At 32.7% G+C, this 23452-nt stretch carries 22 protein-coding genes; 15 read left to right on the forward strand and 7 right to left on the reverse strand.

Annotated elements, in window-relative coordinates; genetic code table 11:
* Positions 1-39 precede the first annotated feature (39 nt).
* Positions 40-453 (forward strand): GNAT family N-acetyltransferase, encoded by a 414-nt coding sequence (locus tag ACJJVO_RS01500; protein WP_405569590.1) that lies wholly within the window; start codon positions 40-42, stop codon positions 451-453.
* Positions 454-537: 84 nt separating this feature from the next.
* Here the strand turns inward: ACJJVO_RS01500 and ACJJVO_RS01505 are convergent, their stop codons facing one another.
* Positions 538-1521, reverse strand: coding sequence for a fasciclin domain-containing protein (locus tag ACJJVO_RS01505; protein ID WP_405569593.1), 984 nt, complete (start codon positions 1519-1521; stop codon positions 538-540).
* A gap of 63 nt (positions 1522-1584) precedes the next feature.
* Here ACJJVO_RS01505 and ACJJVO_RS01510 point away from each other — a divergent pair, with 63 nt between their 5' ends.
* The 8 genes from ACJJVO_RS01510 to ACJJVO_RS01545 all read left to right on the forward strand — a co-directional run bounded on the left by ACJJVO_RS01510 (position 1585) and on the right by ACJJVO_RS01545 (position 10029).
* Positions 1585-2295, forward strand: coding sequence for a toxin-antitoxin system YwqK family antitoxin (locus ACJJVO_RS01510; RefSeq protein ID WP_405569596.1), 711 nt, complete (start codon positions 1585-1587; stop codon positions 2293-2295).
* Positions 2296-2564: 269 nt separating this feature from the next.
* The gene (gene mnmA / locus ACJJVO_RS01515; protein WP_405569599.1) at positions 2565-3752 is read left to right on the forward strand and encodes a tRNA 2-thiouridine(34) synthase MnmA; all 1188 of its coding nucleotides are present in this window, start codon (positions 2565-2567) and stop codon (positions 3750-3752) included.
* 108 nt (positions 3753-3860) lie between these two features.
* Positions 3861-5483 carry a S8 family serine peptidase gene (locus ACJJVO_RS01520; protein WP_405569602.1) on the forward strand — a complete coding sequence of 541 codons (1623 nt, stop codon included), beginning with the start codon at positions 3861-3863 and terminating at the stop codon, positions 5481-5483.
* 143 nt (positions 5484-5626) lie between these two features.
* Complete coding sequence (locus tag ACJJVO_RS01525) at positions 5627-6568, forward strand: NAD(P)H-dependent flavin oxidoreductase (RefSeq protein ID WP_405569605.1); 942 nt, start codon at positions 5627-5629, stop codon at positions 6566-6568.
* A 117-nt stretch (positions 6569-6685) separates the two neighbouring features.
* Entirely contained in the window at positions 6686-8158 is a 1473-nt protein-coding gene (locus ACJJVO_RS01530) for a potassium/proton antiporter (protein ID WP_405569606.1), read from the forward strand.
* Between the two features lie 112 nt (positions 8159-8270).
* Positions 8271-8780, forward strand: a complete 510-nt coding sequence (locus ACJJVO_RS01535) for a DUF3124 domain-containing protein (RefSeq protein WP_405569609.1) — start codon at positions 8271-8273, stop codon at positions 8778-8780.
* 56 nt (positions 8781-8836) lie between these two features.
* A complete protein-coding gene (locus tag ACJJVO_RS01540) occupies positions 8837-9016 on the forward strand; it encodes a MarC family protein (RefSeq protein ID WP_405569611.1) in 180 nt (59 codons plus the stop codon).
* A gap of 170 nt (positions 9017-9186) precedes the next feature.
* The gene (locus tag ACJJVO_RS01545) at positions 9187-10029 is read left to right on the forward strand and encodes a hypothetical protein (protein ID WP_405569614.1); all 843 of its coding nucleotides are present in this window, start codon (positions 9187-9189) and stop codon (positions 10027-10029) included.
* Positions 10030-10137: 108 nt separating this feature from the next.
* Here ACJJVO_RS01545 and ACJJVO_RS01550 read toward each other — a convergent pair whose 3' ends face one another.
* A complete protein-coding gene (locus tag ACJJVO_RS01550; protein WP_405569616.1) occupies positions 10138-13146 on the reverse strand; it encodes an FG-GAP-like repeat-containing protein in 3009 nt (1002 codons plus the stop codon).
* A gap of 59 nt (positions 13147-13205) precedes the next feature.
* Entirely contained in the window at positions 13206-14249 is a 1044-nt protein-coding gene (locus ACJJVO_RS01555) for a hypothetical protein (RefSeq protein ID WP_405569617.1), read from the reverse strand.
* Positions 14250-14563: 314 nt separating this feature from the next.
* Here ACJJVO_RS01555 and ACJJVO_RS01560 point away from each other — a divergent pair, with 314 nt between their 5' ends.
* The 3 genes from ACJJVO_RS01560 to ACJJVO_RS01570 all read left to right on the forward strand — a co-directional run bounded on the left by ACJJVO_RS01560 (position 14564) and on the right by ACJJVO_RS01570 (position 16857).
* Positions 14564-15943 carry an MATE family efflux transporter gene (locus ACJJVO_RS01560; protein WP_405569619.1) on the forward strand — a complete coding sequence of 460 codons (1380 nt, stop codon included), beginning with the start codon at positions 14564-14566 and terminating at the stop codon, positions 15941-15943.
* A 120-nt stretch (positions 15944-16063) separates the two neighbouring features.
* On the forward strand, positions 16064-16291 hold the full coding sequence (locus ACJJVO_RS01565; protein ID WP_115817472.1) for a hypothetical protein: 228 nt from the start codon (positions 16064-16066) through the stop codon (positions 16289-16291).
* Entirely contained in the window at positions 16291-16857 is a 567-nt protein-coding gene (locus ACJJVO_RS01570; RefSeq protein ID WP_405569622.1) for a phosphatase PAP2 family protein, read from the forward strand. The genes ACJJVO_RS01565 and ACJJVO_RS01570 overlap by 1 nt, the downstream gene beginning before the upstream one ends.
* A gap of 3 nt (positions 16858-16860) precedes the next feature.
* Here ACJJVO_RS01570 and ACJJVO_RS01575 read toward each other — a convergent pair whose 3' ends face one another.
* From ACJJVO_RS01575 to ACJJVO_RS01590, 4 genes are all read right to left on the reverse strand, one after another.
* Positions 16861-18468, reverse strand: coding sequence for an ArnT family glycosyltransferase (locus tag ACJJVO_RS01575; protein ID WP_405569624.1), 1608 nt, complete (start codon positions 18466-18468; stop codon positions 16861-16863).
* Positions 18461-19084 carry a lipid-A-disaccharide synthase N-terminal domain-containing protein gene (locus ACJJVO_RS01580; protein ID WP_405569628.1) on the reverse strand — a complete coding sequence of 208 codons (624 nt, stop codon included), beginning with the start codon at positions 19082-19084 and terminating at the stop codon, positions 18461-18463. The genes ACJJVO_RS01575 and ACJJVO_RS01580 overlap by 8 nt, the downstream gene beginning before the upstream one ends.
* Position 19085: 1 nt before the next feature.
* On the reverse strand, positions 19086-19811 hold the full coding sequence (locus ACJJVO_RS01585; RefSeq protein WP_405569629.1) for a glycosyltransferase: 726 nt from the start codon (positions 19809-19811) through the stop codon (positions 19086-19088).
* Between the two features lie 92 nt (positions 19812-19903).
* Positions 19904-20470, reverse strand: a complete 567-nt coding sequence (locus tag ACJJVO_RS01590) for a DUF2911 domain-containing protein (protein WP_405569630.1) — start codon at positions 20468-20470, stop codon at positions 19904-19906.
* 171 nt (positions 20471-20641) lie between these two features.
* Here ACJJVO_RS01590 and ACJJVO_RS01595 point away from each other — a divergent pair, with 171 nt between their 5' ends.
* The 3 genes from ACJJVO_RS01595 to ACJJVO_RS01605 are packed head-to-tail and all read left to right on the forward strand — an operon-like array spanning position 20642 to position 23387.
* Complete coding sequence (locus tag ACJJVO_RS01595; RefSeq protein ID WP_405569633.1) at positions 20642-21229, forward strand: RNA polymerase sigma factor; 588 nt, start codon at positions 20642-20644, stop codon at positions 21227-21229.
* A complete protein-coding gene (locus tag ACJJVO_RS01600; RefSeq protein ID WP_405569635.1) occupies positions 21213-21782 on the forward strand; it encodes a hypothetical protein in 570 nt (189 codons plus the stop codon). The genes ACJJVO_RS01595 and ACJJVO_RS01600 overlap by 17 nt, the downstream gene beginning before the upstream one ends.
* 51 nt (positions 21783-21833) lie before the next feature.
* Positions 21834-23387 carry a hypothetical protein gene (locus ACJJVO_RS01605; protein ID WP_405569638.1) on the forward strand — a complete coding sequence of 518 codons (1554 nt, stop codon included), beginning with the start codon at positions 21834-21836 and terminating at the stop codon, positions 23385-23387.
* Positions 23388-23452: the final 65 nt, after the last annotated feature.

Genomic DNA, 23452 nt, shown 5'->3' on the forward strand with positions numbered 1-23452 from the left:
CATTTATGTTGAGGCTTTTTTATGTCATAGTTTTAAATCATGAAAATTGATATTTGTAATAAAGAAGATATTAAGACTATTGTAGATGGTCTTAATGCCTATAATTTAGAGAAGGTGTCTGCATTATCTTCTATTTGGACTCCTTTAGAATTTAACATAAAGGATAAGAATAATATCGTAGTTGGTGGTGTGTTGGCCGGAATAAATTACTGGAATGGGTTAGAAATTAAAATTCTTTGGGTAGCGGAAAACTTCAGACAACAAGGGTTTGGTTCTGCTTTATTACGTCATTTAGAACATGAAGCAAAGAAAAGAGGAGCTTCAATGGCCATGGTAGATACTTTCGATTTTCAGGCAGAAGGCTTTTATTTAAAACATAATTACCAAGTTATTGGTGAATTAAAAGGCTTTCCAAAACATCATAAACGCATTTATTTCTCTAAAGTCTTATAATAGTAAAAGCCCAAACCTAAGGTTTGAGCTTTCACATACTAACTATCAATCAACTTAAAATAAGGTAGTCAACCTCTTTCTGTTTTATTGTTGTGGTGTTAAGATTACTTTATCAATCACGTGTACAACACCATTCATACTTTGAATATCTACTAAAGAAACAATGATGTTACTTACTCTTCCGTTAGCATCTGTTAAAGTAAATGCTGTGTTATCTGCAGTAATATCGCCTCCAAGCGTACTTACTGTTCCGTTTGGTAATCCTGAAGATTGAATATTTCCGCTTACAATATGGTATAATAATACGGCATCTACAGTATCAGTTCCTAAATCAGATAATTCAGTAACATTTAATTCTATTAATAAATCTGAAAAAGCATCATTTGTTGGTGCAAATACAGTAAATGGACCAGCTGTTGCATCTGATACTGTTTCTATATAAGGTACTGTTGGTGTACCACTATCTGCATATCCCAAGGCTACAACTAATGTCTCTAAAGCAGGATTAGTTGTTGCAAATGTTGCAATAGTTGGTAATCCAATAACTTCGTCTACAATATGTACAATACCGTTTGAAGCCGTATTATCTGCATTTGTTACCGTAGAAGATCCATTTAACATTACACCATTAGATGTAGAAAAATATAAACTTAAATTTTCTCCATTTGGTCCAGTTGCTCCTGTGTTGGTATAGCCAGAACCAGCATTTACTAAAGCCGTAGAATTAATAGTTTCACCTATAATAACATGGTTCAATAAAATGTTTTTTACTAAAGCTTCTTCTGAAACAGATAAATTGTCTAAATCTAATCCAGTGGCTGCTAATAAATCTGCGAATGCTTCATTAGAAGGTGCAAATACTGTAAATGGACCAGTACCTTGTAAAGTAGTTACTAAATCGGTTGCTTGTAATGCCGCTGCTAAAGACGTTAAATTGTTTGCTAGAGCAACGTCTACTACCGTCGTTGGTGCTGTTGTTCCATTGTCGTCATCGTCGCTACATGAAGTAAAACCTATAACCATTAGAAATACTGCAAGTAATTTGAAGTTTTGTGAAATAATTTTCATTGTTTTGAGTTTTTAAATTGTTCAACATTCAAACCTTACTGGTTTGTTTAACAAAAATACAATATGATTAAACAAAATAATTATATCCTTTTTATTTTAACAGTATTTTTAACAACTGGTTATGCTCAGAAATCTGTAAATCAATTTGATAAAGATGGCAAACGTCACGGTATATGGACTAAAAACTACCATAAGACAGATCAAAAACGTTACGAAGGAAACTTTGTTCATGGCAAAGAGGTAGATTCATTTAAATATTACACTCTATCTTCTGGTAAAAGCGTATTAAGTGCAGTAAAAGTCTTTAATGAGAACGATAGTATTGCAGATGTTACCTTTTTGGCTTCTACTAAAAAAGTAATTAGTAAAGGGAGAATGAATGGCAAACGCTTTATTGGAGAATGGGTTTTTTATCATAAAAATTCTTCAGATAAAATGATTGTTGAATATTATAATGATGAAGGCTTATTAGAAGGAGAACGTTTTGTGTATTTTAAGAATGGAAAGGTAGCTGAGAGTGCTAACTATAAAAATGGCATGCTTCATGGCGAATCAAAATGGTATTCAGAGGAAGACGTGTTGTTAAGACATGCCAATTATAAAAACGACGATTTAGACGGTAAAACTATTCATTACGATGCTGAAGGCCATGTTACTTCTGAAGGTAATTATATTAAAAGCCAGAAAAAAGGCATTTGGAAATATTATAAAGCTGGAGAACTCACAAAAAAAATAGATCATACCACGCAAGAAGTATTATATAAAAAAGAATAGCATAAAACTATACTGGTAATAGAATTTCAGAATGGCAATCTTAATAGGATTGCCTTTTTTATTTTGTAATTTTGCCGAAGTTTTTTCGAACTAATCATGAAACTAATAGAGGTGTGATTGGGTTTGAACAAATTCGCCACTTCTAGTGAAATTCATTTTTTTGAATTTGTATCGAGGAGCAATTAAAGTTATGAAGGTTCTCGATACAATTACGATAAAAAAATCGTAATCACTCGAACTGACGTTCAGATAAAAAGAGATTAATTAATATGAAAAGAGTCATCGTAGGACTTTCAGGTGGAGTAGATTCTAGTGTTGCAGCTTATCTTTTAAAAGAGCAAGGCTATGAGGTTATTGGTCTGTTTATGAAAAATTGGCACGATGATTCCGTGACCATTTCAGATGAATGTCCTTGGTTAGAAGACAGTAATGATGCCATGTTAGTTGCAGATAAATTGGGTATTCCATTTCAAACTGTAGATTTAAGCGCACAATACAAAGAGCGTATTGTAGATTATATGTTTAATGAATACGAAAAAGGACGCACACCAAATCCTGATGTACTTTGTAATCGTGAAATAAAGTTCGATGTCTTTATGGATATCGCTCTAGAATTGGGTGCAGATTACGTAGCAACAGGTCATTATTGTAGAAAAGGAACCATTGAAAAAGACGGCAAAGAAATCCATCAGTTATTAGCTGGTGCAGATGATAATAAAGACCAATCTTATTTTCTTTGTCAATTGTCTCAACAGCAATTAGCAAAAGCATTATTTCCTATTGGAGAATTACAAAAACCAGAGGTTAGAGAAATCGCTAAAGCTCAAGATTTAATTACGGCCGAAAAGAAAGATTCTCAAGGTTTATGTTTTATTGGTAAAGTGAGATTGCCAGAATTTTTACAACAACAATTAAAACCTAAAGAAGGAGATATTGTTGAAGTTGATTCTGATTTTGAAATTTATAAGCAAGCACTTCCAGAATTTAATTCTAAAGAAAACGAATTAGAATTCTTATCTAAAAAACCAACATATCATGTAACAGACGGAAAAGTTGTTGGTAAGCATCAAGGTGCGCATTATTTTACCAAAGGGCAACGAAAAGGCTTAGGTGTTGGCGGAACAGTAGAACCTTTATTCGTTATTGATACAGATGTAAAAGAGAATGTTATTTACACAGGTCAAGGAAAACAACATCCTGGTATATACAGAAATGTGTTATTTGTTACTAACGAAGAATTACATTGGGTACGCGAAGATTTAGCAATAAGTGAAGGTGAAACCATGTCTGTTTTGGCAAGAATTAGATACAGACAAAACTTAGAAAAAGCAATTCTTCACAAAGTAGCTTCTGGTTTGTATGTGGAATTTGAAAACAAACAATCTGCAATTACCGAAGGTCAGTTTGTAGCTTGGTACTTAGAAGATGAATTATTAGGTTCGGGAGTAATTTCTTAACTTGCCTTTGTAGTTTTGATTGAATTGTTTTTTGTCAAGATTTTATAATTTGAAAGGTTTAGACTTTGTTTTAGACTAAAACTTCAAAAACCCCCAAAACGTAAATACATGAAAAGCATTTTTACATTCTTACTCTTATTTATATGCATCGGAATTAGTTTTGGACAAGAAGACGCATGGATTTATCTTACAGACAAACCAAATGTTGAAGCCTCAATTTCAAATCCTATAAGTATACTTTCACAAAAAGCTATAGACAGAAAGCAAAATCACAATGTTACTATTGATGAGCGAGATGTGCCTGTGAATGAAACTTATATTTCAGATTTAAAACTTCAAACTGGGATTACAGTCATGGCAAAGTCTAAATGGTTTAATGCCATACATGTAAGAGGAATAGAAGAAGATATCAATGCTTTATTGAATCTAAATTATGTTGAAAGTATCGATTTTGCTAATCAAAGTTTAAATACAGCATCAAGAAGCACCATCAATTTAAATAAATGGGAAGTTGAAAATGTAACCATTACATTTACTTATGGAGATACACAAAACCAAGTAGAAATGATTAATGCAGATAATTTGCATTTAGCAGATTTTACAGGAGAAGGTATTACTATTGCTGTTATGGATTCTGGCTTTCCAAATGTAAATACCATGTCGGCTTTTCAACGGTTAAGAGATAATAGTGATTTGCTAAATGGTTATGATTTTGTAGATAGAAATTCTGATGTGTATGCGTTTACAGGTAATAATCATGGTACAAAAGTATTGAGTACAATGGCAGCATTTGTGCAAGATCAATTTGTGGGTACAGCACCAGATGCTTCTTATTATTTATTTAGAACAGAAGATTCTGGCAGTGAAAACCCTGTAGAAGAAAGTTATTGGGTAGAAGCAGCTGAACGTGCAGATAGTTTAGGTGTAGATTTGATTAATACATCTTTAGGCTATCAAACATTTGATAATTCTACTTATGACTATTCACCAGCTGATATGAACGGACAAGTCACCTATATCACCAAAGGTGCTTCCATAGCAGCCGAGAAAGGTATTTTAGTAGTTGTTAGCGCAGGTAATTCTGGAGCAACAAGTTGGCAAACTGTTGGTGCACCTGCAGATTCACCAAATGTATTGAGTATTGGAGCCGTAAATGCAGATGGTAATTATGTGTCTTTTAGTTCGCAAGGTAGTGCTGCACAAGTCGGTTATCAAAAACCAGATGTTGTTGCTAGAGGAGGAGCAGCTTATGTTATAGATGAGTTTGGTGGCATTGTGCAGAATAACGGCACATCATTTAGTGGTCCAATAATGTGTGGAGGTATTGCATCTTTATGGCAAGCATTACCAGATGCATTACCAACCGAAATTATGAATTTTGTAAGACAATCGGCATCTCAATATACGACACCAGATGATTTTTTAGGCTATGGTATTCCAGATTTAGATTTGGCTAGAAGTAATGCGTTGTCTTTAGATGACACTGAAATTGAAACCTTTCGTTTTTATCCAAACCCTGTTTCTAAGCAACTAAATATTGAAATGCCTTTAACAACAGATCAATTAGAAGTGTCTATTTTTAATCAATTAGGTCAAGAAGTCTTGCATCAATATATGACGGAAGATTCAAGTTTTATGAATGTTTCAAATTTAGCTTCAGGCATTTATTTGATTAAATTATCTACTACAAATAATTCAAAAACTTATAAGTTTATTAAAAGTACGAATTAAGGATGAACGTCTGTTTGAATGATTTAGGATCATGAGTAATCGTAACGAGAACAGAAAGCCCAAAATTATCCTCATTTTCAATCGTGAAATTCACAAGAATTGCCGAAATTTATACTCTATTACAACAGATATAATTTCAGAATATGGCAAATAGAATCACATCACTTTTCAATATAAAATATCCAATTATTCAAGCAGGAATGATTTGGAATAGCGGCTGGAAATTAGCTTCAGCAGCGAGTAACTCAGGTATTTTAGGATTAATTGGAGCAGGATCTATGTATCCAGATGTATTACGAGAGCATATTCAAAAATGTAAATCAGCAACAGATCAACCGTTTGGAGTTAATGTGCCCATGCTGTATCCAAATGTTCAAGAAATAATGGATATCATTGTTGAAGAAGGAGTAAAAGTTGTTTTCACTTCTGCCGGAAACCCTAAAACTTGGACGAAGTGGTTACAAGATAAAGGCATTACTGTGGTACATGTTGTAAGTAGTGTAAAGTTTGCGCTAAAAGCTCAAGATGCTGGTGTTGATGCAATTGTAGCAGAAGGTTTTGAAGCAGGAGGACACAATGGAAGAGATGAAACCACGACATTAACATTGATACCTATGGTAAAAGAACAACTTCAAATTCCGTTAATAGCAGCAGGAGGAATAGCGACTGGAAAAGCCATGTTAGCCTGTATGGTTTTAGGAGCAGATGGTGTGCAAGTTGGTAGTCGGTTTGTAGCCAGTGAAGAATCTTCAGCACATCAAGCTTTTAAGCAAGTGGTTGTTGATGCTAAAGAAGGTGATACACAATTAACTTTAAAAGAGTTAGCACCAGTAAGATTAATAAAAAACAAATTCTACAACGAATTACAAGAACTCTATAAAACAAGTCCAACACCAGAACAACTCAAAGAACTTTTAGGCAGAGCGAGAGCAAAACGTGGTATGTTTGAAGGTGATTTAGAAGATGGCGAATTAGAGATTGGGCAAATTGCCGGTTTAATACATGATGTGAAACCCGTTTCAAAAATTGTAGACAATATGGTTGCAGAATTTGAGGAAGCGAAACAAAATGTTAGTTCTTTATGATGTGTTTTTAGATCTTCATAATTAACACTTAAATCATTTTTTTTATACTTTATATTATTCTATATTTTTTTGATAAAAAAAGTAAATTTGCGTAGACAGATTTAAGGCTGAGAAAGAATGAATTTAACCATCGAAAACATATTATTAGTTGGCTCTATATTACTGTTTATAAGTATTGTAGTTGGTAAGACGTCTTATAGATTCGGTGTTCCAACTTTATTGCTATTTTTAGCTATAGGAATGTTGGCAGGTTCCGATGGTATTGGAGGAATTCGCTTTGATGATCCAAAATTAGCCCAATTTATAGGGATAGTTTCTCTTAACTTTATTTTATTTTCAGGTGGTTTAGATACAAGCTTTAAAGCCGTAAAACCCATTCTTAGAGAAGGCCTTGTGCTTTCTACATTAGGTGTTTTACTAACAGCTATTTCTCTAGGTACATTTGTTTGGTTTGTTACAGATTTTACTATTTATGAGAGTATGCTATTAGGTTCAATTGTGTCTTCAACAGATGCAGCTGCTGTCTTTTCTATATTACGTTCAAAAAATCTAGCTTTAAAAAATAATTTGAGACCAACATTAGAGTTGGAAAGTGGAAGTAACGATCCTATGGCTTATGTATTAACACTAGCCTTTCTAACTTTAGTGATTAACCAAGACATGAGTGCTTGGTCTATTATTCCTTTGTTTTTTCAACAAATGATTGTTGGTGGTATTGCTGGTTTCGCTTTTGGAAAATTGAGTAAAATAATCATCAATAAAATAAAACTTGGTTTCGAGGGGCTTTACCCAGTTTTAGTTATTGCATTAATGTTTATTACATTTTCGGCAACTGATTTTGTTGGTGGTAACGGATTTCTTGCCATTTACATTTGTTCAGTTTATTTAGGAAATCAAGATTTAATACATAAATCTACCATTTTAAAAATGTTTGATGGTATTGCATGGCTAATGCAAATTGTACTATTCCTTACTTTAGGGCTACTTGTTTTTCCATCTCAAATTATTCCTTATATGGGAATTGGGTTGCTTATTTCAATATTTCTTATTGTTGTGGCAAGACCTATAAGTGTTTTTATAAGTCTAATGTTTTTTAAAATGAAACTTAGAAGACGATTCTATATTTCTTGGGTTGGATTGCGTGGTGCCGTGCCGATTGTATTTGCAACATATCCATTGCTAGCAGGCATTGAAAAGGCCAATATGATTTTTAATATTGTGTTTTTTATTTCGGTGACATCCGTTTTAATTCAAGGAACAACGTTATCTATTTTTGCAAAATGGTTAAATGTAGCCTTACCAGAAGAGGTAAAACCTATTACCGAAAATGATAGATATATTCTTAATTTGCCCAAATCAGCAATGGAAGAAGTATCTATACCTATTGGAAGTTTTGCAGTGGATAAACGTATTATAGATTTACATTTTCCTAAATCAGCATTTATTGTTATGATTAAGCGTAATGGTAAATTTGTCCGTCCAGGAGGTTCTACTATTATTGAAGTAAATGACACCTTAGTTCTTCTTTTAGATAATGATGATAGCTTAGGTGAGGTAAATGAAATTCTATCGCATACGTCTATAGCTTAATTTAAAATATAACTAACAGTTTAGGTTGGTTTAATTTATCTTCTAAATTAATTCTATAATCCAAATCCAAACTGCTATTTTTGTATTAAATCATAAATAAAAGAATCACATCATGAAAAGAATAATAATTTTGTTTTTTGTACTTTTTGGCTTTTATTCATGTGGAAATCATTTAGGTAACGAAGAATTTGAGAAGATTAATTGGAAAGCTAGACAAGCAAATCTTAATACCTTAGATTCTTTAGAAACAGGAAGATCTTATTTGTCTGTTTATTCTCAAATTTACAGTTATTCTCAACATAAAACTTATAATCTTACCGCTATGGTAAGTTTGAGAAATACAAGTATTAATGACAGTATTTATTTGTATAAAGTAGATTATTACGATACACATGGGACATTATTAAAATCTTATATTAATAAACCCGTTTATTTAGCACCAATGGAAACTCTAGATATTGTTATTAATGAAGCAGATATCGAAGGTGGTACAGGTTCTAATTTTATTTTTGATTGGAAAATTCCTAAGAATAGTCCAGAACCAATTTTTGAAGGTGTTATGACATCTACTGCAGGTCAGCAAGGTTTATCTTTTATAACACAAGCAAAACAAATTCGCTAAATGGCAGAAATTTTAAACCGTATCTTTTTTCTGCAGTAATTAATCCTATTGGTACTGTGCCAGTTTTCTTAGAAGCCACAATAGAGTTTTATATAAAGTATAAGAAGAAAATAGCATTGAGTGCATCTGGTGTTGCTTTCCTAATTTTACTTTTCTTTATTGTTATTGGTCAATTCATTCTAGAAGGCATGAAGGTATCATTAGACGCGTTTCTAGTTTCTGGAGGTGTGATTTGATTTTTATTTGCATTAACCATGATTTTTGGTGATGACAAACCAGAACAAGAGAAGAGTCATATTTTAGATTATTTTGCGAAATAATTTAATCATAGCAAATTTTATAGCATAAATATTATTTTTTAGGTTTTGATAATATTCCGACTAAACGTTTAGATACATTCGAGTTTATGAAAAATGGTATTATAATTTTAGCTTTTTTTATTAGTCTTTCTTCATTTTCACAAAGTCCATGGGTAAAAGATAAAGGTGAGTTTTATACGCAGCTTATGTATACCACAATACCCAATTACACAGATATGTTTGGTGATCCAGACTATTCTGTTTTTGGTGAAATTTCGGATAATACAGTTCAAATTTATGGTGAGTATGGTTTATCAGATAAAACCACGTTAATTTTAAATGTGCCTTTAAAGATCATCTTAATTGATGGTTATCAAAGTCCGTTAGTTGACTGTAATGGTGATTGTTCTGAAGATTTTAATAAAACAGCATTTGGTAACATAGAGATTGGTGTGAAACATAATTTTTATAAAAAAGAATGGATACTTTCTGGACAATTTTCGCTTGAAGCCAACACAAGTTCTTATGATGAATTTTCAGGAATTAGAACGGGTTATGATGCCTATACACTTACACCACTTTTTTTAGCAGGTCGTAGTTTTGGTAAAACGTATCTTCAAAGTTTTATTGGTGCTAATATTAGAACTAATGATTATAGTTCAAACTTTAGAGTAGGTGGAGAAGTGGGTCATAAAATAACGAAACGTATTTGGTTAATTGGTTTTGTAGATGTGGTAAAATCGCTTAAAAATGGAGATTTAGTTTTGCCAAGGCAAAATACGTTTACAGGCTTATATGTAAATGACCAGGAATATGGTGGTTTTGGATTAAAGGCTATAGGTGAGATTACAGCTAATTTTGGTGTAAATGTAGGTTTTGGTGGTGCTTTTTTTGGAAACAACGTGGCTAAGCAAGCTGCGTTAAATTTTGGAGTATATCATAAGTTTTAGATGACCAACACTTCTCAGATATTTCATTTTTTGTTTCACAGTTTTAAATCAAAAAAAACGCCAATACAAAAGTAGTATTGACGTTTTAGATAATATATCTTTCTGTTTTTATTGTTTGATAAACTTCTGAGTAAACACTTTTCCTTCAGACTCTAAACGCAAAATGTAATTGCCTGTACTTAAGTTTGATACATCAATAGAATGTTGTTCTAATTTTAAGTTCATTATACGTTTTCCTTCTATATTGAAAACTGTAGCAATTTTTCCAATCAAGTTGATAGGGCTATTAATGTTTATAACATTATCAACAGGATTAGGATGAATAGAAATGCTTTTTAACGTTTCATCGTTAACACTTAATGTTTGCCCTTCAACAATTACATGATGCGTATTAATTGCAGGATTTGCTACATTATCAATAGAGCCAGATGGCCAATAAATAACAATATTAGTGATTGCATCATCTGTTCCGATTCCAAAGTGAGTATTTAAAGAACTCATAAATCGGAATCCTTCACCACTACGTACATCTCGAATTTGAATACCAGAAGCCGTATGAACTTCTACTCTTGCACCAATGCCGTTAATATTACTGGCCACTCCAGTTGTGGTAATTTTAACCCAGTTATTACTGTTAGTATCATTTGTATATAAATCACTGCCAGAAATAGTATCAATAAACCCGTCGTTATTTATATCTCCAAAAGAACCATTGTTTCCAGGTAAAATATTTTCATAGAGTGCAAATGTCATATCTCCATTTCCAAATAGAATATTTCCGTGAGAAACAATATCTAAATTTCCATCGTTGTCAAAATCGTGGGTACAGTTTTCAATTCCTGTAGATGTTAAATCTAAAACTCCTGATGCACCAGTTACGTCAACAAATACGCCAGCACCATCATTTCTTAATATTTTAGAAACACCAGAACTAGCACCAATATATAGATCCATGTCACCATCATTGTCATAATCTCCCCAAGCTGAAGACCAAGTTTGCATGCCGTCATCTAGCCCTTGAGCAGGTGCAGTATCTGTATAAGTTCCGTCACCATTATTTGTGAATAGTTGATTGATTGGTCCACCTCCACATTTTGCAATAAACATGTCGATATCTCGATCATTATCATAATCAATCCAAACAGAACCGTAGTTTCCTCTTATAAGACCTAAATTACCTTGTCCATATGTTAAATTTCCACTGCCATCATTCATATAATAAACGTTGGCATCAACATCATGACATACAAAAGCATCGAGATGACCATCGTTATTAATGTCAGCAAAGTTAGAACGTTGAGAGAATACGTATTCTCCTCCAGAGATTTGATCAAATCCTGTTCCTGTGGCATTGGCTTTCATAAATGTAACACCATTCCCTCCACCATATAATAAATCTGTAAATCCATTTCTATCAAAATCGGCAGCAGCCAAACTCCAAGAGGGTGTGTTCAGCGCATTAGATGTCGTTATGTTCGTTGCTGTACCACTTAATCCACCACTTGTTTGCTGATAGAAGATATTTACATTGCTAGCACCAATAGAAACAACATCGTCTAAAAAATCACCATTCATATCTACAGTAGCTCTTTGTGTACCTGTTACGCCAACATAAGATGATGTAAATGTTGCAGGAGCAGGTGGTACTAATGTCGAGAATGTTAAAGGTCCACCCCAAAGACTAGTTTCTAGTCCACAAATTGAGCGGACATATACTTCATATACTCTTCCAGCTTCTAAGGTAGTTAAGTTCACATTAGTTGTACTAACAGTAGTTCCTGTTCCTGTTGGGATTCCTGTTCCAGCTAGTTGTACAATATATTCCCAAGCACTTTCTCCGTTGTTTGCTGTCCAAGAAATAGTTGCTAAAGTTTGTGTAATATCAGTAGCTAAAATACTTGATGGTGCAATACAAAAAGATCCACAAGTTTCTATTCGCACATAGTCAATAGACATATCTCCTGCAATACCTGTACCTGTTCCTGTATGACTAAATTCTAGATAAATTACTTGTCCAACATAAGCATCTAAGTTGATACCTATAGGAACCCAAGCTTCATTTCCACTTGTTTGTAATTCTCCTATATGTGTAAATACTGTTGTAAATGAGCCACCTATTGAAGTTCCTACATTAACATTTAAAGTTCCTATATCCTCTCCATAGGCATGCATATAAAAAGATAATTCTGCACCATCTGTAGCTGTTGATAAATCTATTGCCGGACTTACAGCAGAAGCAGTAGCTGTATTAATTCCAGAGGCTTCAAAATTCATAAAGCTTGAACCGCTAAATGAATTATCTGCACCAGTGCCAGCAGATCCCGAATCGTTAGGGATTTCCCAACTTCCGTTTCCATTGTTTAAATTTCCTGTCCAACCAGAAGCGACATCAAATTCTTCTATAAAGATAAAAGTTGAAGATCCAGAAGCACAAGTAACACCAACTGGTCCTTGAGGAGGACAATTACTTTGTGTTATTGAGCTACTGTTTAGAGAGCAATTAACATCTTGATCATTTTGAATATTGAAAATAATATCAGTAGCGTTTGCATAGGGTCCGAATTGAACTATACCTGCGGTATTTAATGATTGTGTAGGACTTGATTGATTATCAGAAATTGTTAAAGAAGTCGCAGTTCCAAGGTCAGAAACATTGACATCTACTAAAAATCCACCACTTGTGGCACAATCATCTACAATTGTATAAGTTGCTGAAGCGTTTGTACATGTTGCACAGTTGACATCGAAATCCCACTGTACATAATTATTTTCAGTGCAGTTGATTGTAAAATCAGAATCTATTGAAACCGTAATCGTATCTCCAGTAGACTGAAAAGTAAGACCAGTTAGATCTCCGTTATTTCCATAACCGTTATATAATTCGGTTCCGTCTGTATTTAACACAATTAATTCGTCATAAGCATTTTCTACTCGTCCAGCATTGAATGTCACCAATAAATCTGATCCATCTGAACTCACAAAAACGAAACTTGTAGTATCGTAATCAGTATAACAATAGGTTGTATTTACGGCACCTACAGAACAATCTACTGTAGTTTGTGCACCTGTAAAATAACAGGATACAAGTAAAATTAGTAAAAGTGTAATTTTTTTCATTGAGTTGGTTTTTTTACACTATGAGATCGAAAGGCTTCGCTTCATAATATTGGTTATTGTTAATCACATTCGGTTGTTAATCCATCAATCCATTCACCTATAAGTGTAACGGCTTCTTCATGTATAATTGTTCTACCTAATAAAGGCATTCTATATTCTTGTGCTTCTGTATTTAATCTAAAATACATTACAGAGCGTTCTTTTAAAGATGGTGTTACAATATTCGTCATGCCAGAAATAGCGGTATTTGGATCTACACAAACACCTAAATTGGTTTCGTTAGCAGTTTTACTAAAAGCAAAACGCATAGGTCTGTAATCGCAATACGTTAAATCAGAATGACAATGTGCACAATTGATATCAATATAGGAGCGTACTCGTAAATCAATCGGTTGTGTTTCATCATCCCATTTTATAACAGTGTTAATTGTTGCAGGTAAGTTATCTTCTAAATAGCCTTCTGTTATTAGTTTTTCTAATTGATTTTGAGAACCATCAGTATATAAATATAAACTATTTAAGTTTTGTGGTTTTACACCAATAGGAACCGAATTATTATCACTTTTATGGCAGGTAATACATTCCACACTTGATGGAATTCTGTAATCTATGCTTTTTGCCACACCATTTTCTGAAAAATCTATAGTGGTAAACGACCCATCAAGGCTAAAGGTTGCTTCTGTTTGGTCGTTATTCCAAATGTAATCTGCAAAATGCCAATCATTTTCCTTTTTTAACATTAAACGCGTTTCTATAATACGTGTAGTGTTGTCAGGTTGCACATTATTGTAATAGAATGATTTGATAAGAATTGTTCCAACAGGAAAATCAATGTGTATATTATCTGCGACATAATTCGCTTTTGCATCACTTGGCATCCAAATAAAGCGTTTCTTTTTGGCATAATCGGTGAACAGAGTAGAAATTGGTTCATATGGAATGACTCCAAATACGGGATCTTGCGCTTTCATTTCTCCTTCAAAAAAATTATATTCTGACAGTGTATTGAAAGGGAAAGCGTCCAAATCTAATACTACAGTTGAAACAGAATCGTAGCCATCGTCACTGCGAGAATCGTTATCATTTGTGCAAGAGAGTAGCATTATAGAAATTAGAGCTAGACTAGTAAATATGTGTAGTTTTTTGATTGTGTTTTTTTGTTTTAAGCCCTAATATAAAAAAATAGTTATTATTAATATTGATTCTTAGTGCGTTGTTATTACCTATAAAACAATTTTGTTTGCTTTTTCCCTACCTATTGGTTCGTTTTATTTCTAGACGGTTTATATTTTTTTTTCATGAAGTGGCGTTTATGAGTCAAAAGAATAAATTAAGGTGTTATCAACGGTTTGTAACGAGTGAAGATTTCATGAGGATTTATTAAAAATACTCAAACCAAAACCGCTATTTTTGCCCAATGGTTTTAAGTAATTACACTAAAGAATTTAAATACAATCTAAAGCTCGCATCACCAGTGATGTTGGGCATGCTTGGTCATACCTTTGTGAGTTTTGTAGATAACGTAATGGTCGGTCAGTTAGGCGCGGCAGAATTGGCAGCTGTGTCTTTAGGTAATAGCTTTATTTTTATTGCTATGTCTATTGGAATTGGTTTTTCTACAGCCATAACGCCTTTAGTTGCTGAAGCAGATACAGAAAATAATTTTGAAAAAGGAAAGTCGGTTTTTAAACATGGTCTGTTTCTTTGTACAGTTTTGGGTTTAGTTCTATTTGGGATTCTGCTTTTTGCGAAACCCTTAATGTATATTATGGATCAGCCAAAAGAAGTGGTTGATTTGGCAATTCCGTATTTAGATTTAGTAGCTTTTTCGTTAGTACCTTTAATTGTTTTTCAAGCATTCAAGCAGTTTAGTGATGGTTTGTCTTTAACTAAATATCCCATGTATGCTACGATTGTAGCTAACTTGCTCAATGTAGGTATTAACTATGTATTGATTTTTGGAAAATTTGGTTTTCCTGAAATGGGTATTGTTGGTGCAGCCGTAGGTACTTTAGTTTCTCGTTTTGTGATGGTCGCCTATTTGTGGTGGTTATTGGCTAAACGTGAAAAGTCAAAAGCCTATGTTACCCATATTAAATTCTTTCAACTTAAAAAGTATCCACTTAGAAAGTTAAGTAATTTGGGTTTACCAAGTGCTATGCAAATGTTTTTTGAAGTGGGTATCTTTACTGCAGCCATTTGGTTAAGTGGTACTTTAGGAGCAAATGCCCAAGCAGCTAACCAAATTGCGTTAAATTTATCATCTATGACCTTTATGGTAGCCACTGGATTAAGTGTTGCAGCTATGATTAGAGTTGGTAATCAAAAAGGATTGAATGATTTTAAAGCCTTAAAACGTATTGCAGAATCTATATTTATAGTCGGATTTATTTTTGCAGTAATTTTTGCATTATTTTTTGTGATATTCCATCAGTTTTTGCCAAACATGTATGTGGATTTAAATGATCCTGAAAATGCAATGGATACTGCAGAAGTTGTACAAATAGCAGCAACATTATTATTAGCAGCAGCAGTTTTTCAAATTAGCGATAGCTTACAAGTTATTGCTCTTGGTGCATTGCGTGGACTTCAAGATGTAAAAATACCAACCATTATTACGTTTATATCTTATTGGGTAGTCGGTTTTCCTATTAGTTATTTTTTAGGTAAAGCTGAGGTATATGGAAGTTTTGGGATATGGATAGGACTTATTGCTGGTTTAAGTGTAGCTGCAATTTTACTATTTATAAGGTTTAACCTTTTAACTAAAAAACTAATCTCTAAATCATCAAATTAATTTATTCAAGTTTCATTTTTTCGATAGTTTAATATTAGAGTAAGAGCTCATTCAAAATCTATATATTTGCATCTTAATATTGAAAAGTTTAAGGTTTTCAAAATTCAAATTTAAAAAATAATGGAATTACCAAAATTTATATTAGGCGACAACACAGATTATCCAGACGCCATATTTATTATTCATACAGAATTTCCTCGTTTTATTATTAATCTTGAAAATGATGAAGTAGAATGGTTTGAAGAGTTTGACCAACACGATGAGAAAGAATTAGAGTCAGAAACAGAAAACTATATTCAACAAGCAACCGATTTCTACGATAGAGAAATTGCTAGATACGACGATTAATGCTAGACCAACTGATACAATACGATCAAGAGCTTTTTTTATATCTTAATAATCTTGGGTCTGAAAGTTGGGATAATTTATGGTTGGTAATCACCAATAAGTTGTCCTCTATACCTTTATATCTTGTATTGTTCTTTTTAATTTATAAGAAATTGGGTTGGAAAGGTTTATTGCTGATGGTTTTTGTAACAGCAGCAATGATAACATTTACCGATCAAATCACCAATCTTTTTAAGTATGGTGTTCAAAGACCAAGACCTTGCAGAGCAGAAGGGGTAATGGATTATACGCGCTTTATAGCTCCACGTTGTGGCAAATATGGTTTTTTCTCAGGACATTCGTCTAACTCAATGGCTGTAGCAATTTTTGCAGGTTTACTTTTAAAGCCGTATTACAAAAACTTAATATTTATACTGATTACATGGAGTGTAATAATAGCTTATAGCCGTATTTATGTAGGCGTTCATTATCCTTTAGACATTTTATGTGGAGCTACATTTGGAATGTTATCTGGCTATGGCTTTTTTAAACTATATAGCTATCTACATAAAAGATATATATCTTAATTTTTATTTTCTAGTTAATGTGTAAAGCTTATTCACTAATCGTGATTTATAATCTTTATTAGAAAAATTTAAGTCATAAGTAGCATAAAACTCAATTGTGTAAAGTTTGGCAAGTTCGTCAATAGCTTCAGGTTGAGAAGTTGATGTTAATAATCTAAATTGTTTTTCTTCAGGAATAATAATGCCTTCTTCAGTTTTAATACTTGGAATCTTGTTCCCATAATTATAAATGGCTTCTGGTGAAACAGCATCTAAAGTGTAAAGCGTTATATTATCTGATGCCAATTCAGAAAGTGGTTTGTAATTTTCTTGCGCTTGCACTTTTACTAAGGGCAATCCTAATAAACCAATACTAAGCATAAACGCCAGAACAAGGTAAAACGTAGTTTTAATATTTTTAGCTTTTAGATGTTTAAAAATAAAATAACCTAAAATGACTAAAACGATACTTAGAACTATAAACCTTAATAGATTTATGCCAGATAAATGATTGAAATAAAAACCTGAAACCCAAAAAAATACAGCAATACAGCCTATTAAGCCAAATTGAAAATACACAGGAAGCGTTTCTTTTTTATCTTTTAAATTTTTGAATTCACGAATTAAATAGTCAATATAAAAACCAATATTAAAAGCCAAAGGAATAAGGACAGGCATTAAATACCTCGATTTCTTTTCTGGAATAACGGATAATAAAATCACAGCTATAATGGTCCAAAAGAACGTAAATCTGTAAGCTTTTAAGTTTGAAACTCTCGTTTTTAGATAAGGATATATTAAGCTGATAAATGCAGGAACTGTCCATAATCCACTTTGCACAAAGAAGCTCCAATAATAATAGAATGGACGTACATTATAACTATGCCAGTTTGAGGTTTCATGTTCTGCAATGGCTGTAAATGTTTCAGGATCTGCGACTCTAACATGAAGATACCACCAAGCTCCTAAAACAATTCCGAAAACTAAAAGACTAAATATTTTTAAAAAATAAAGTATACCTCCTTTTAATTTAAAAGCAATACCATAAGAAATTACAAAAGGTAGAAACAATACATAAAGAGACACAGGACCTTTTGATAACACTGAGCCTGCCAAGCATATCACAAAAAGCAAACTTCTAATCAGTATTGTTTTTTCAGTTTTTAACAATATAAAAAGTTGATATATAGCCATAAGCATAAAGCCGTGCGTATAAATATCCCAAGGTGCTTCAATAGTAATACCTATAACATAAAAAGATGTTAGGGCAATAAAACCATTAATTAAGCTATGTGGTGATGTTAGCTCTAATCTTTTAGATAATAAATAAACTGAAATGCCAATAAGAGCTACAAATAGTAGTGCTGGCCATCGCAGAGCTAAAACAGATGTTATACCAAATACATAACCAAAACTAGCTGTAATCCATGTTGGTAAAGGTGGTTTTTCGTAACGTGCTTCACCATTCATAGTGGTTAAAATCCAATTGTTATCAGTAAGCATTTCTCTTGCTGAAATAAAATTGCGAGCTTCCATTATAGTCACAGGAATAGCATCAATGGTAAAACCAAGCATTACAATTACAAAAAGTAAAAGACTAATTATAGGATGTTTTTCAATGATTTTAATCATTAGTATGTCTAATTAAATAAGCATTACGCGCATAAATCACCATGCCAAATAAGTGACCTAGAAATAGTACAGGATCTTTTCTTATAATAGCATAAGTTAATATTAAACTGGCTCCGATTAAACTTAATACCCAAAACCCCATAGGTAATGTAGATGCCTTATTACGTTCTGCATGGATCCATTGGTATACAAAACGTAAGGTGAAAATAACTTGTGCTACAATCCCTAAAACTAATAGCCATGTTGGTATATCAGCATTTTTAAATAATAATTGCATATCTATTTTATTGTTATTATAATAGAATATCACAATAAGAATAGGTACAACAAATAATAAATATTGGGCAATTTTCGGGAACTTTTGCCACTGACCTTGTAATTGTAAATTTCGGATGTAGATAAAATAGGTTAAACTCTGACCTAACATTATAGCGAAGTCTAAGCGTAAATAGCCATAGATAAATAATAAAAATGAAGCAATTAAGCTTAGCGTCCAAAAGGTTTTTGGAGTGATAACTTTACGCTGTTTTTCTGAAGCTAGCCATTGAATGATAAGCCGAGAGGAAAATAAAATCTGAGCTAAAAATCCGATGCTGTAAATAATCCAATCTTTCAAATTATAGATTTTGTTTACTCGATTTTTCTACCTGGTAATTAATATACTTTTTCTTCATCCATAAATAAGCAAAACAATCTATTAAAGGACCAACTAATCGATTCCACAAGCCAAATTTAGCAGTGCCAGCCAGTCTTGGAAAATGTTGCACAGTGATTTGTGTCACACGTCCATTCTGTAATAGAATCATTGCTGGTAAAAAGCGATGTAAGCCATTAAACATTGGGATTCGTTTAGCGTAATCTGTTCTAATAACTTTAAGCGGACAGCCAGTGTCGTCCATACCATCATGTGTAAAAGCACGTCTTATACCATTGGCAATTTTAGATGACACGGTTTTAACAAACGAATCTTTACGGTTAGAGCGCACTCCTGTCACCAATTCATGCGAGTCAATGTGTTCTAAGAGAAGATTAAAATCTTCTGGAGATGTTTGTAAATCAGAATCTATATAACCTACTAATTCCGAATCTACATGATCAAAACCAGCTTTAATGGCAGCACTTAAACCTTTATTATTTTTAAAAAGGATGAAGTCAAACGCGTCATTGCGTTTACAAATAGATTCAATTAATGCTTGACTGTTATCAATAGAACCATCATTTACAAAGAGTACAGAAGTTGTAACCGTTGCAATATTAAGATATTTTAAAAGTTCCGTTTCTAGACGTTCTAAATTATCTTCCTCATTATAAACCGGAACTATAATCGTAAACTTATACGTCATTAGTTTTTTGTCTTACTGGTCTTAAAAGTATTATTTTTTCTGTTATTAACAGATTCATAAATTTCCTAAACCGCAATAGTAACTCACAATTATTAAGGTTTAGTTGTAGGATATTCTTTTATGGGCACTTCAATAAAGGTATTATCCCAAGCCATAGTTAGCTTTAAGTTCCCTGTTTTATTATCAAAAGCAATGGTAAACTGCTCAACAGTTTCATCTAATTTTTGTGTCGGTACAACGAGCTCTACAGCATCGTAATTAGGATCCCACATGGGTTCCATCTTTTCATTAACTCCCCAATCATACTGTTTAGAATTAAACATTACTTTCCAATTATCTTTCATGGGTACGGTCCAAATGGTATATTTTCCTTTTTTCAATTTTATGCCATCAATTAAAAGATCATAGTTGGTCTCAAAAGTGGTTGCTTCATTTGCGCCAGTTCTCCAGACTTTATCAAAAGGTACAAGTGCACCAAAAATATCACGATCGCGTTTAGATGGTCTGTTGTATTCCACCTTTAATTTGAGGTGATTTAATGTGGTTTCAACAGAATCCTTTGGACTTAAGCGCGGTGAGAAAATATTTTCTACAAATACTGAATATAAAAGTAAGCCTAGTGCCACAATAGACAAGATAATCAGAAGGCGTTTTAACATAGTTGTTAATCTTAATGTATTAGAGTTATGCCAAACATAGGCATTCAAGATTTAAAGATAATTCAAATCCTTAAATTTATAGAGTGTTAACGTTGAATTTTAAGTAAATCTTATAAAATTGAAAAAAAAATAATACTTTTTTGCAACACTTCAATTTTTGCATCGTCTTTAATGTATAACCAATCAAAAAACCAAATTAAAATCAGCACGTTTCAAATTCATATTGTTGAAAAATGCAAACAGAATGATAGGCAGGCGCAATTGCAACTGTATAATCAATACTGTAATGGCATGTTGCTCGTAGCGCTACGATTTGTAAATGACACCATGGAAGCTGAAGATATTGTGCAAGAAGCATTTATAAAAGCATTTTCAAAATTAGAACAATATAAAGCGGAAGTAAGTTTTGGAGCCTGGTTAAAACGGATTGTCATTAATCGTTGTATTGATGTTTTAAAATCTAAACGGCAACGTTTGGTAGAATTAGAGGATTATCACATTAATGTCATTGAAGAAAACCATGAGAGTGAATGGACAATTGAAGATGATATTACACTTGAAACCGTAAAATCAGCGATTGAAGATTTACCAGAAAAATACAAATATGTGGTGATGCTTTATTTAATGGAAGGCTACGATCATCAAGAAATATCAGAGATTTTAAATATTTCTGAAGTTGCATCTAGAACACAATTATCTAGAGGGAAACAAAAATTACAATTAGCATTAAAATTTGAGAGAAATGGCACAAGATATTAGAGATTTATTTGAAAATGAGCCTAAAAACGAAACGGTAAAAATGTCTAAAGGACACGAAGCTCGTTTTTTAGAAAAGCTAGAAAAAGAGTTGCCACAGCAACAACAATCGGCATTTAAATTCGGATTTTTAAATGTAGCAGCGAGTGTCATTCTGTTATTGGGTTTAAGTTATGGAGCATATCAGTTTTTTAAAATGCCAATGAATTCTGTAACACCTAATGAAGTGGTCAATACAAATATTAAAACCCTAGGAGATGTATCTCCTGATTTAAAAAAAGTGGAAGACTATTATTTAGCAAGTATAAACTTAGAATTATCTAAAGTACAATTAACACCAGAAAATAAGGAACTCTTTGATGGTTACGTAGAAAGGCTTAAAGAATTAAACGATGAGTACAAATCCTTAACAATTGAACTAAACGATAATGGACCAAATGAAGCCACTTTAGATGCACTAATAGACAATTTAAAATTTAGACTAAATCTAGTGATGCGCCTCAAAACTAAGTTACACGAATATAATGACGACGCTTTTTCAGAAGAGCGTATTTAGAATCAATCAATCAATCAATCAATCAAAAAACGAACATTTAAATTAAACGTTATGAAAAAAATCAGAATTTTAGTAATGTGTCTCTTAACTACTTTTGGTTATGCACAGAAAAAAATGACTAAAACCTCCCAATCTATCAAGGTCAATAAAGATGTGACTGTAGATTTAAATACCAGTTATGTAGAACTCGAAATAGACACATGGAACAAAGATGTTGTTGAAATTGAAGCTTATATTGAAGGTGAAAAATTATCTCAAGATGAATTAAAACAAGCATTAGAAAGCTGGAATTTAAAGATAGAAGGCTCAAATGATAGTGTGGTTATTTCTTCTACAGGAGGAAGTAGTTCTGGTTTGTTTCCTCATTCAGAATATTCAAATGCATTATCAGAATTAGAGTATCAACTCATTGAATTACCAGAAATGCCAGAGATAATGGTGCTGTCAGATATGCCAAATCTTGCCAATTTTCCTGCTTTGCCAGAGCTTCCTGAAATGCCAATTATGCCCAAGTTACCAGAATTGCCAAAAGGAGTTACAACCATTGAATTTGACTACGAACGTTACCAAGATCAAGGCGAGAAATATTTAACAGAATGGAGTAAGAAATATGAAAAAAAGGGAGGCAAAGAATTTCAAAAACGAATGGAAGAATGGGCACGACAGTTTGGAGAGTCTGGTTACCAAGATAAAATGAAAAAATGGGGAGAAGATTATGCGAAGCGTTTTGACGGTAAATGGGCTAAAGATATTGAGAAATGGGGAGAGAAGTTTGGTGAAAAGTATGGTAAGGATATGGAAAAATGGGGAGAGGAATTTGGTGCTAAATTTGGTAAAGAATGGGAAGAAAAAATGGAAGTTTGGGGTGAGAATTTAGAGAGGCAAATGGAAGAACGTGCTGAAGCCATGGAGAAAAGAGGTGAGTCCATGGAGAAACGTCAAGAAGAGCTTGCAAAACGACACGAATATTTAGCGGATAGAAGAGCGTCTACTTTGGTGAAGCGATTAGAATCAGGAAACCACAATAAAGTAAAAAAGGTGATTAAAATTAAAATACCTAAAAAAGCTAAACTAAAGACCAATATTAGACATGGTGAATTAAAAATATCTTCTGTAATACACAACATGAAAGGTGATATTTCGCACTCATTTTTAGTAGCAGAACACATTGATGGAAGTGATACTTCCATCAATGTGTCTTATTCTCCGGTTATGGTGAATACTTGGAATTTAGGGACTTTGAATTTAAATTTTGTAGACAAAGCTCAGATTAAAACGGTTCAAAATTTAGTATTGAATTCTAAATCGTCTAATATTACCTTAGGCAATTTAAATGATACAGCTATTATTGATGGTAGTTTTGGTGATTTAACCATTTCTAATTTAAGCGCTACGTTTAAGAATCTTAACTTGGTGTTAGAAAATAGTGATGCCCTAATTAATTTGCCAAAAGATGTGGATTATTCATTGTACTTTAAAGGCAATCGATCAAAATATAATAACAAAGTAACTGAACAAAAAACACTGCGTAATTATCCTGATGGTCAAAGTTCTAACCGAAATATTGTGGTCAATGCAAAATTTAGTAATGTGATTATTAATTAATACAATACCTTTTCACTGTGACTATCACTCAATGTCAGTGATTAGTTTTATTTTTACTGCCTGTT

This window comes from Winogradskyella sp. Asnod2-B02-A, assembly GCF_045063645.1.
GTDB lineage: Bacteria > Bacteroidota > Bacteroidia > Flavobacteriales > Flavobacteriaceae > Winogradskyella.

Excerpts from the sequence above, each read along its gene's own strand:
- ACJJVO_RS01590 (WP_405569630.1), bottom strand. The coding sequence starts at position 20,470 with ATGTTAAAACGCCTTCTGATTATCTTGTCTATTGTGGCACTAGGCTTA.
- ACJJVO_RS01550 (WP_405569616.1), bottom strand. The coding sequence starts at position 13,146 with ATGAAAAAAATTACACTTTTACTAATTTTACTTGTATCCTGTTATTTT.
- ACJJVO_RS01605 (WP_405569638.1), top strand. The coding sequence starts at position 21,834 with ATGAAAAAAATCAGAATTTTAGTAATGTGTCTCTTAACTACTTTTGGT.
- ACJJVO_RS01595 (WP_405569633.1), top strand. The coding sequence starts at position 20,642 with ATGTATAACCAATCAAAAAACCAAATTAAAATCAGCACGTTTCAAATT.
- ACJJVO_RS01600 (WP_405569635.1), top strand. The coding sequence starts at position 21,213 with ATGGCACAAGATATTAGAGATTTATTTGAAAATGAGCCTAAAAACGAA.
- ACJJVO_RS01530 (WP_405569606.1), top strand. The coding sequence starts at position 6,686 with ATGAATTTAACCATCGAAAACATATTATTAGTTGGCTCTATATTACTG.
- ACJJVO_RS01565 (WP_115817472.1), top strand. The coding sequence starts at position 16,064 with ATGGAATTACCAAAATTTATATTAGGCGACAACACAGATTATCCAGAC.
- mnmA (WP_405569599.1), top strand. The coding sequence starts at position 2,565 with ATGAAAAGAGTCATCGTAGGACTTTCAGGTGGAGTAGATTCTAGTGTT.
- ACJJVO_RS01570 (WP_405569622.1), top strand. The coding sequence starts at position 16,291 with ATGCTAGACCAACTGATACAATACGATCAAGAGCTTTTTTTATATCTT.
- ACJJVO_RS01555 (WP_405569617.1), bottom strand. The coding sequence starts at position 14,249 with ATGCTACTCTCTTGCACAAATGATAACGATTCTCGCAGTGACGATGGC.
- ACJJVO_RS01535 (WP_405569609.1), top strand. The coding sequence starts at position 8,271 with ATGAAAAGAATAATAATTTTGTTTTTTGTACTTTTTGGCTTTTATTCA.
- ACJJVO_RS01545 (WP_405569614.1), top strand. The coding sequence starts at position 9,187 with ATGAAAAATGGTATTATAATTTTAGCTTTTTTTATTAGTCTTTCTTCA.
- ACJJVO_RS01585 (WP_405569629.1), bottom strand. The coding sequence starts at position 19,811 with ATGACGTATAAGTTTACGATTATAGTTCCGGTTTATAATGAGGAAGAT.
- ACJJVO_RS01525 (WP_405569605.1), top strand. The coding sequence starts at position 5,627 with ATGGCAAATAGAATCACATCACTTTTCAATATAAAATATCCAATTATT.
- ACJJVO_RS01510 (WP_405569596.1), top strand. The coding sequence starts at position 1,585 with ATGATTAAACAAAATAATTATATCCTTTTTATTTTAACAGTATTTTTA.
- ACJJVO_RS01575 (WP_405569624.1), bottom strand. The coding sequence starts at position 18,468 with ATGATTAAAATCATTGAAAAACATCCTATAATTAGTCTTTTACTTTTT.
- ACJJVO_RS01505 (WP_405569593.1), bottom strand. The coding sequence starts at position 1,521 with ATGAAAATTATTTCACAAAACTTCAAATTACTTGCAGTATTTCTAATG.
- ACJJVO_RS01520 (WP_405569602.1), top strand. The coding sequence starts at position 3,861 with ATGAAAAGCATTTTTACATTCTTACTCTTATTTATATGCATCGGAATT.
- ACJJVO_RS01560 (WP_405569619.1), top strand. The coding sequence starts at position 14,564 with ATGGTTTTAAGTAATTACACTAAAGAATTTAAATACAATCTAAAGCTC.
- ACJJVO_RS01500 (WP_405569590.1), top strand. The coding sequence starts at position 40 with ATGAAAATTGATATTTGTAATAAAGAAGATATTAAGACTATTGTAGAT.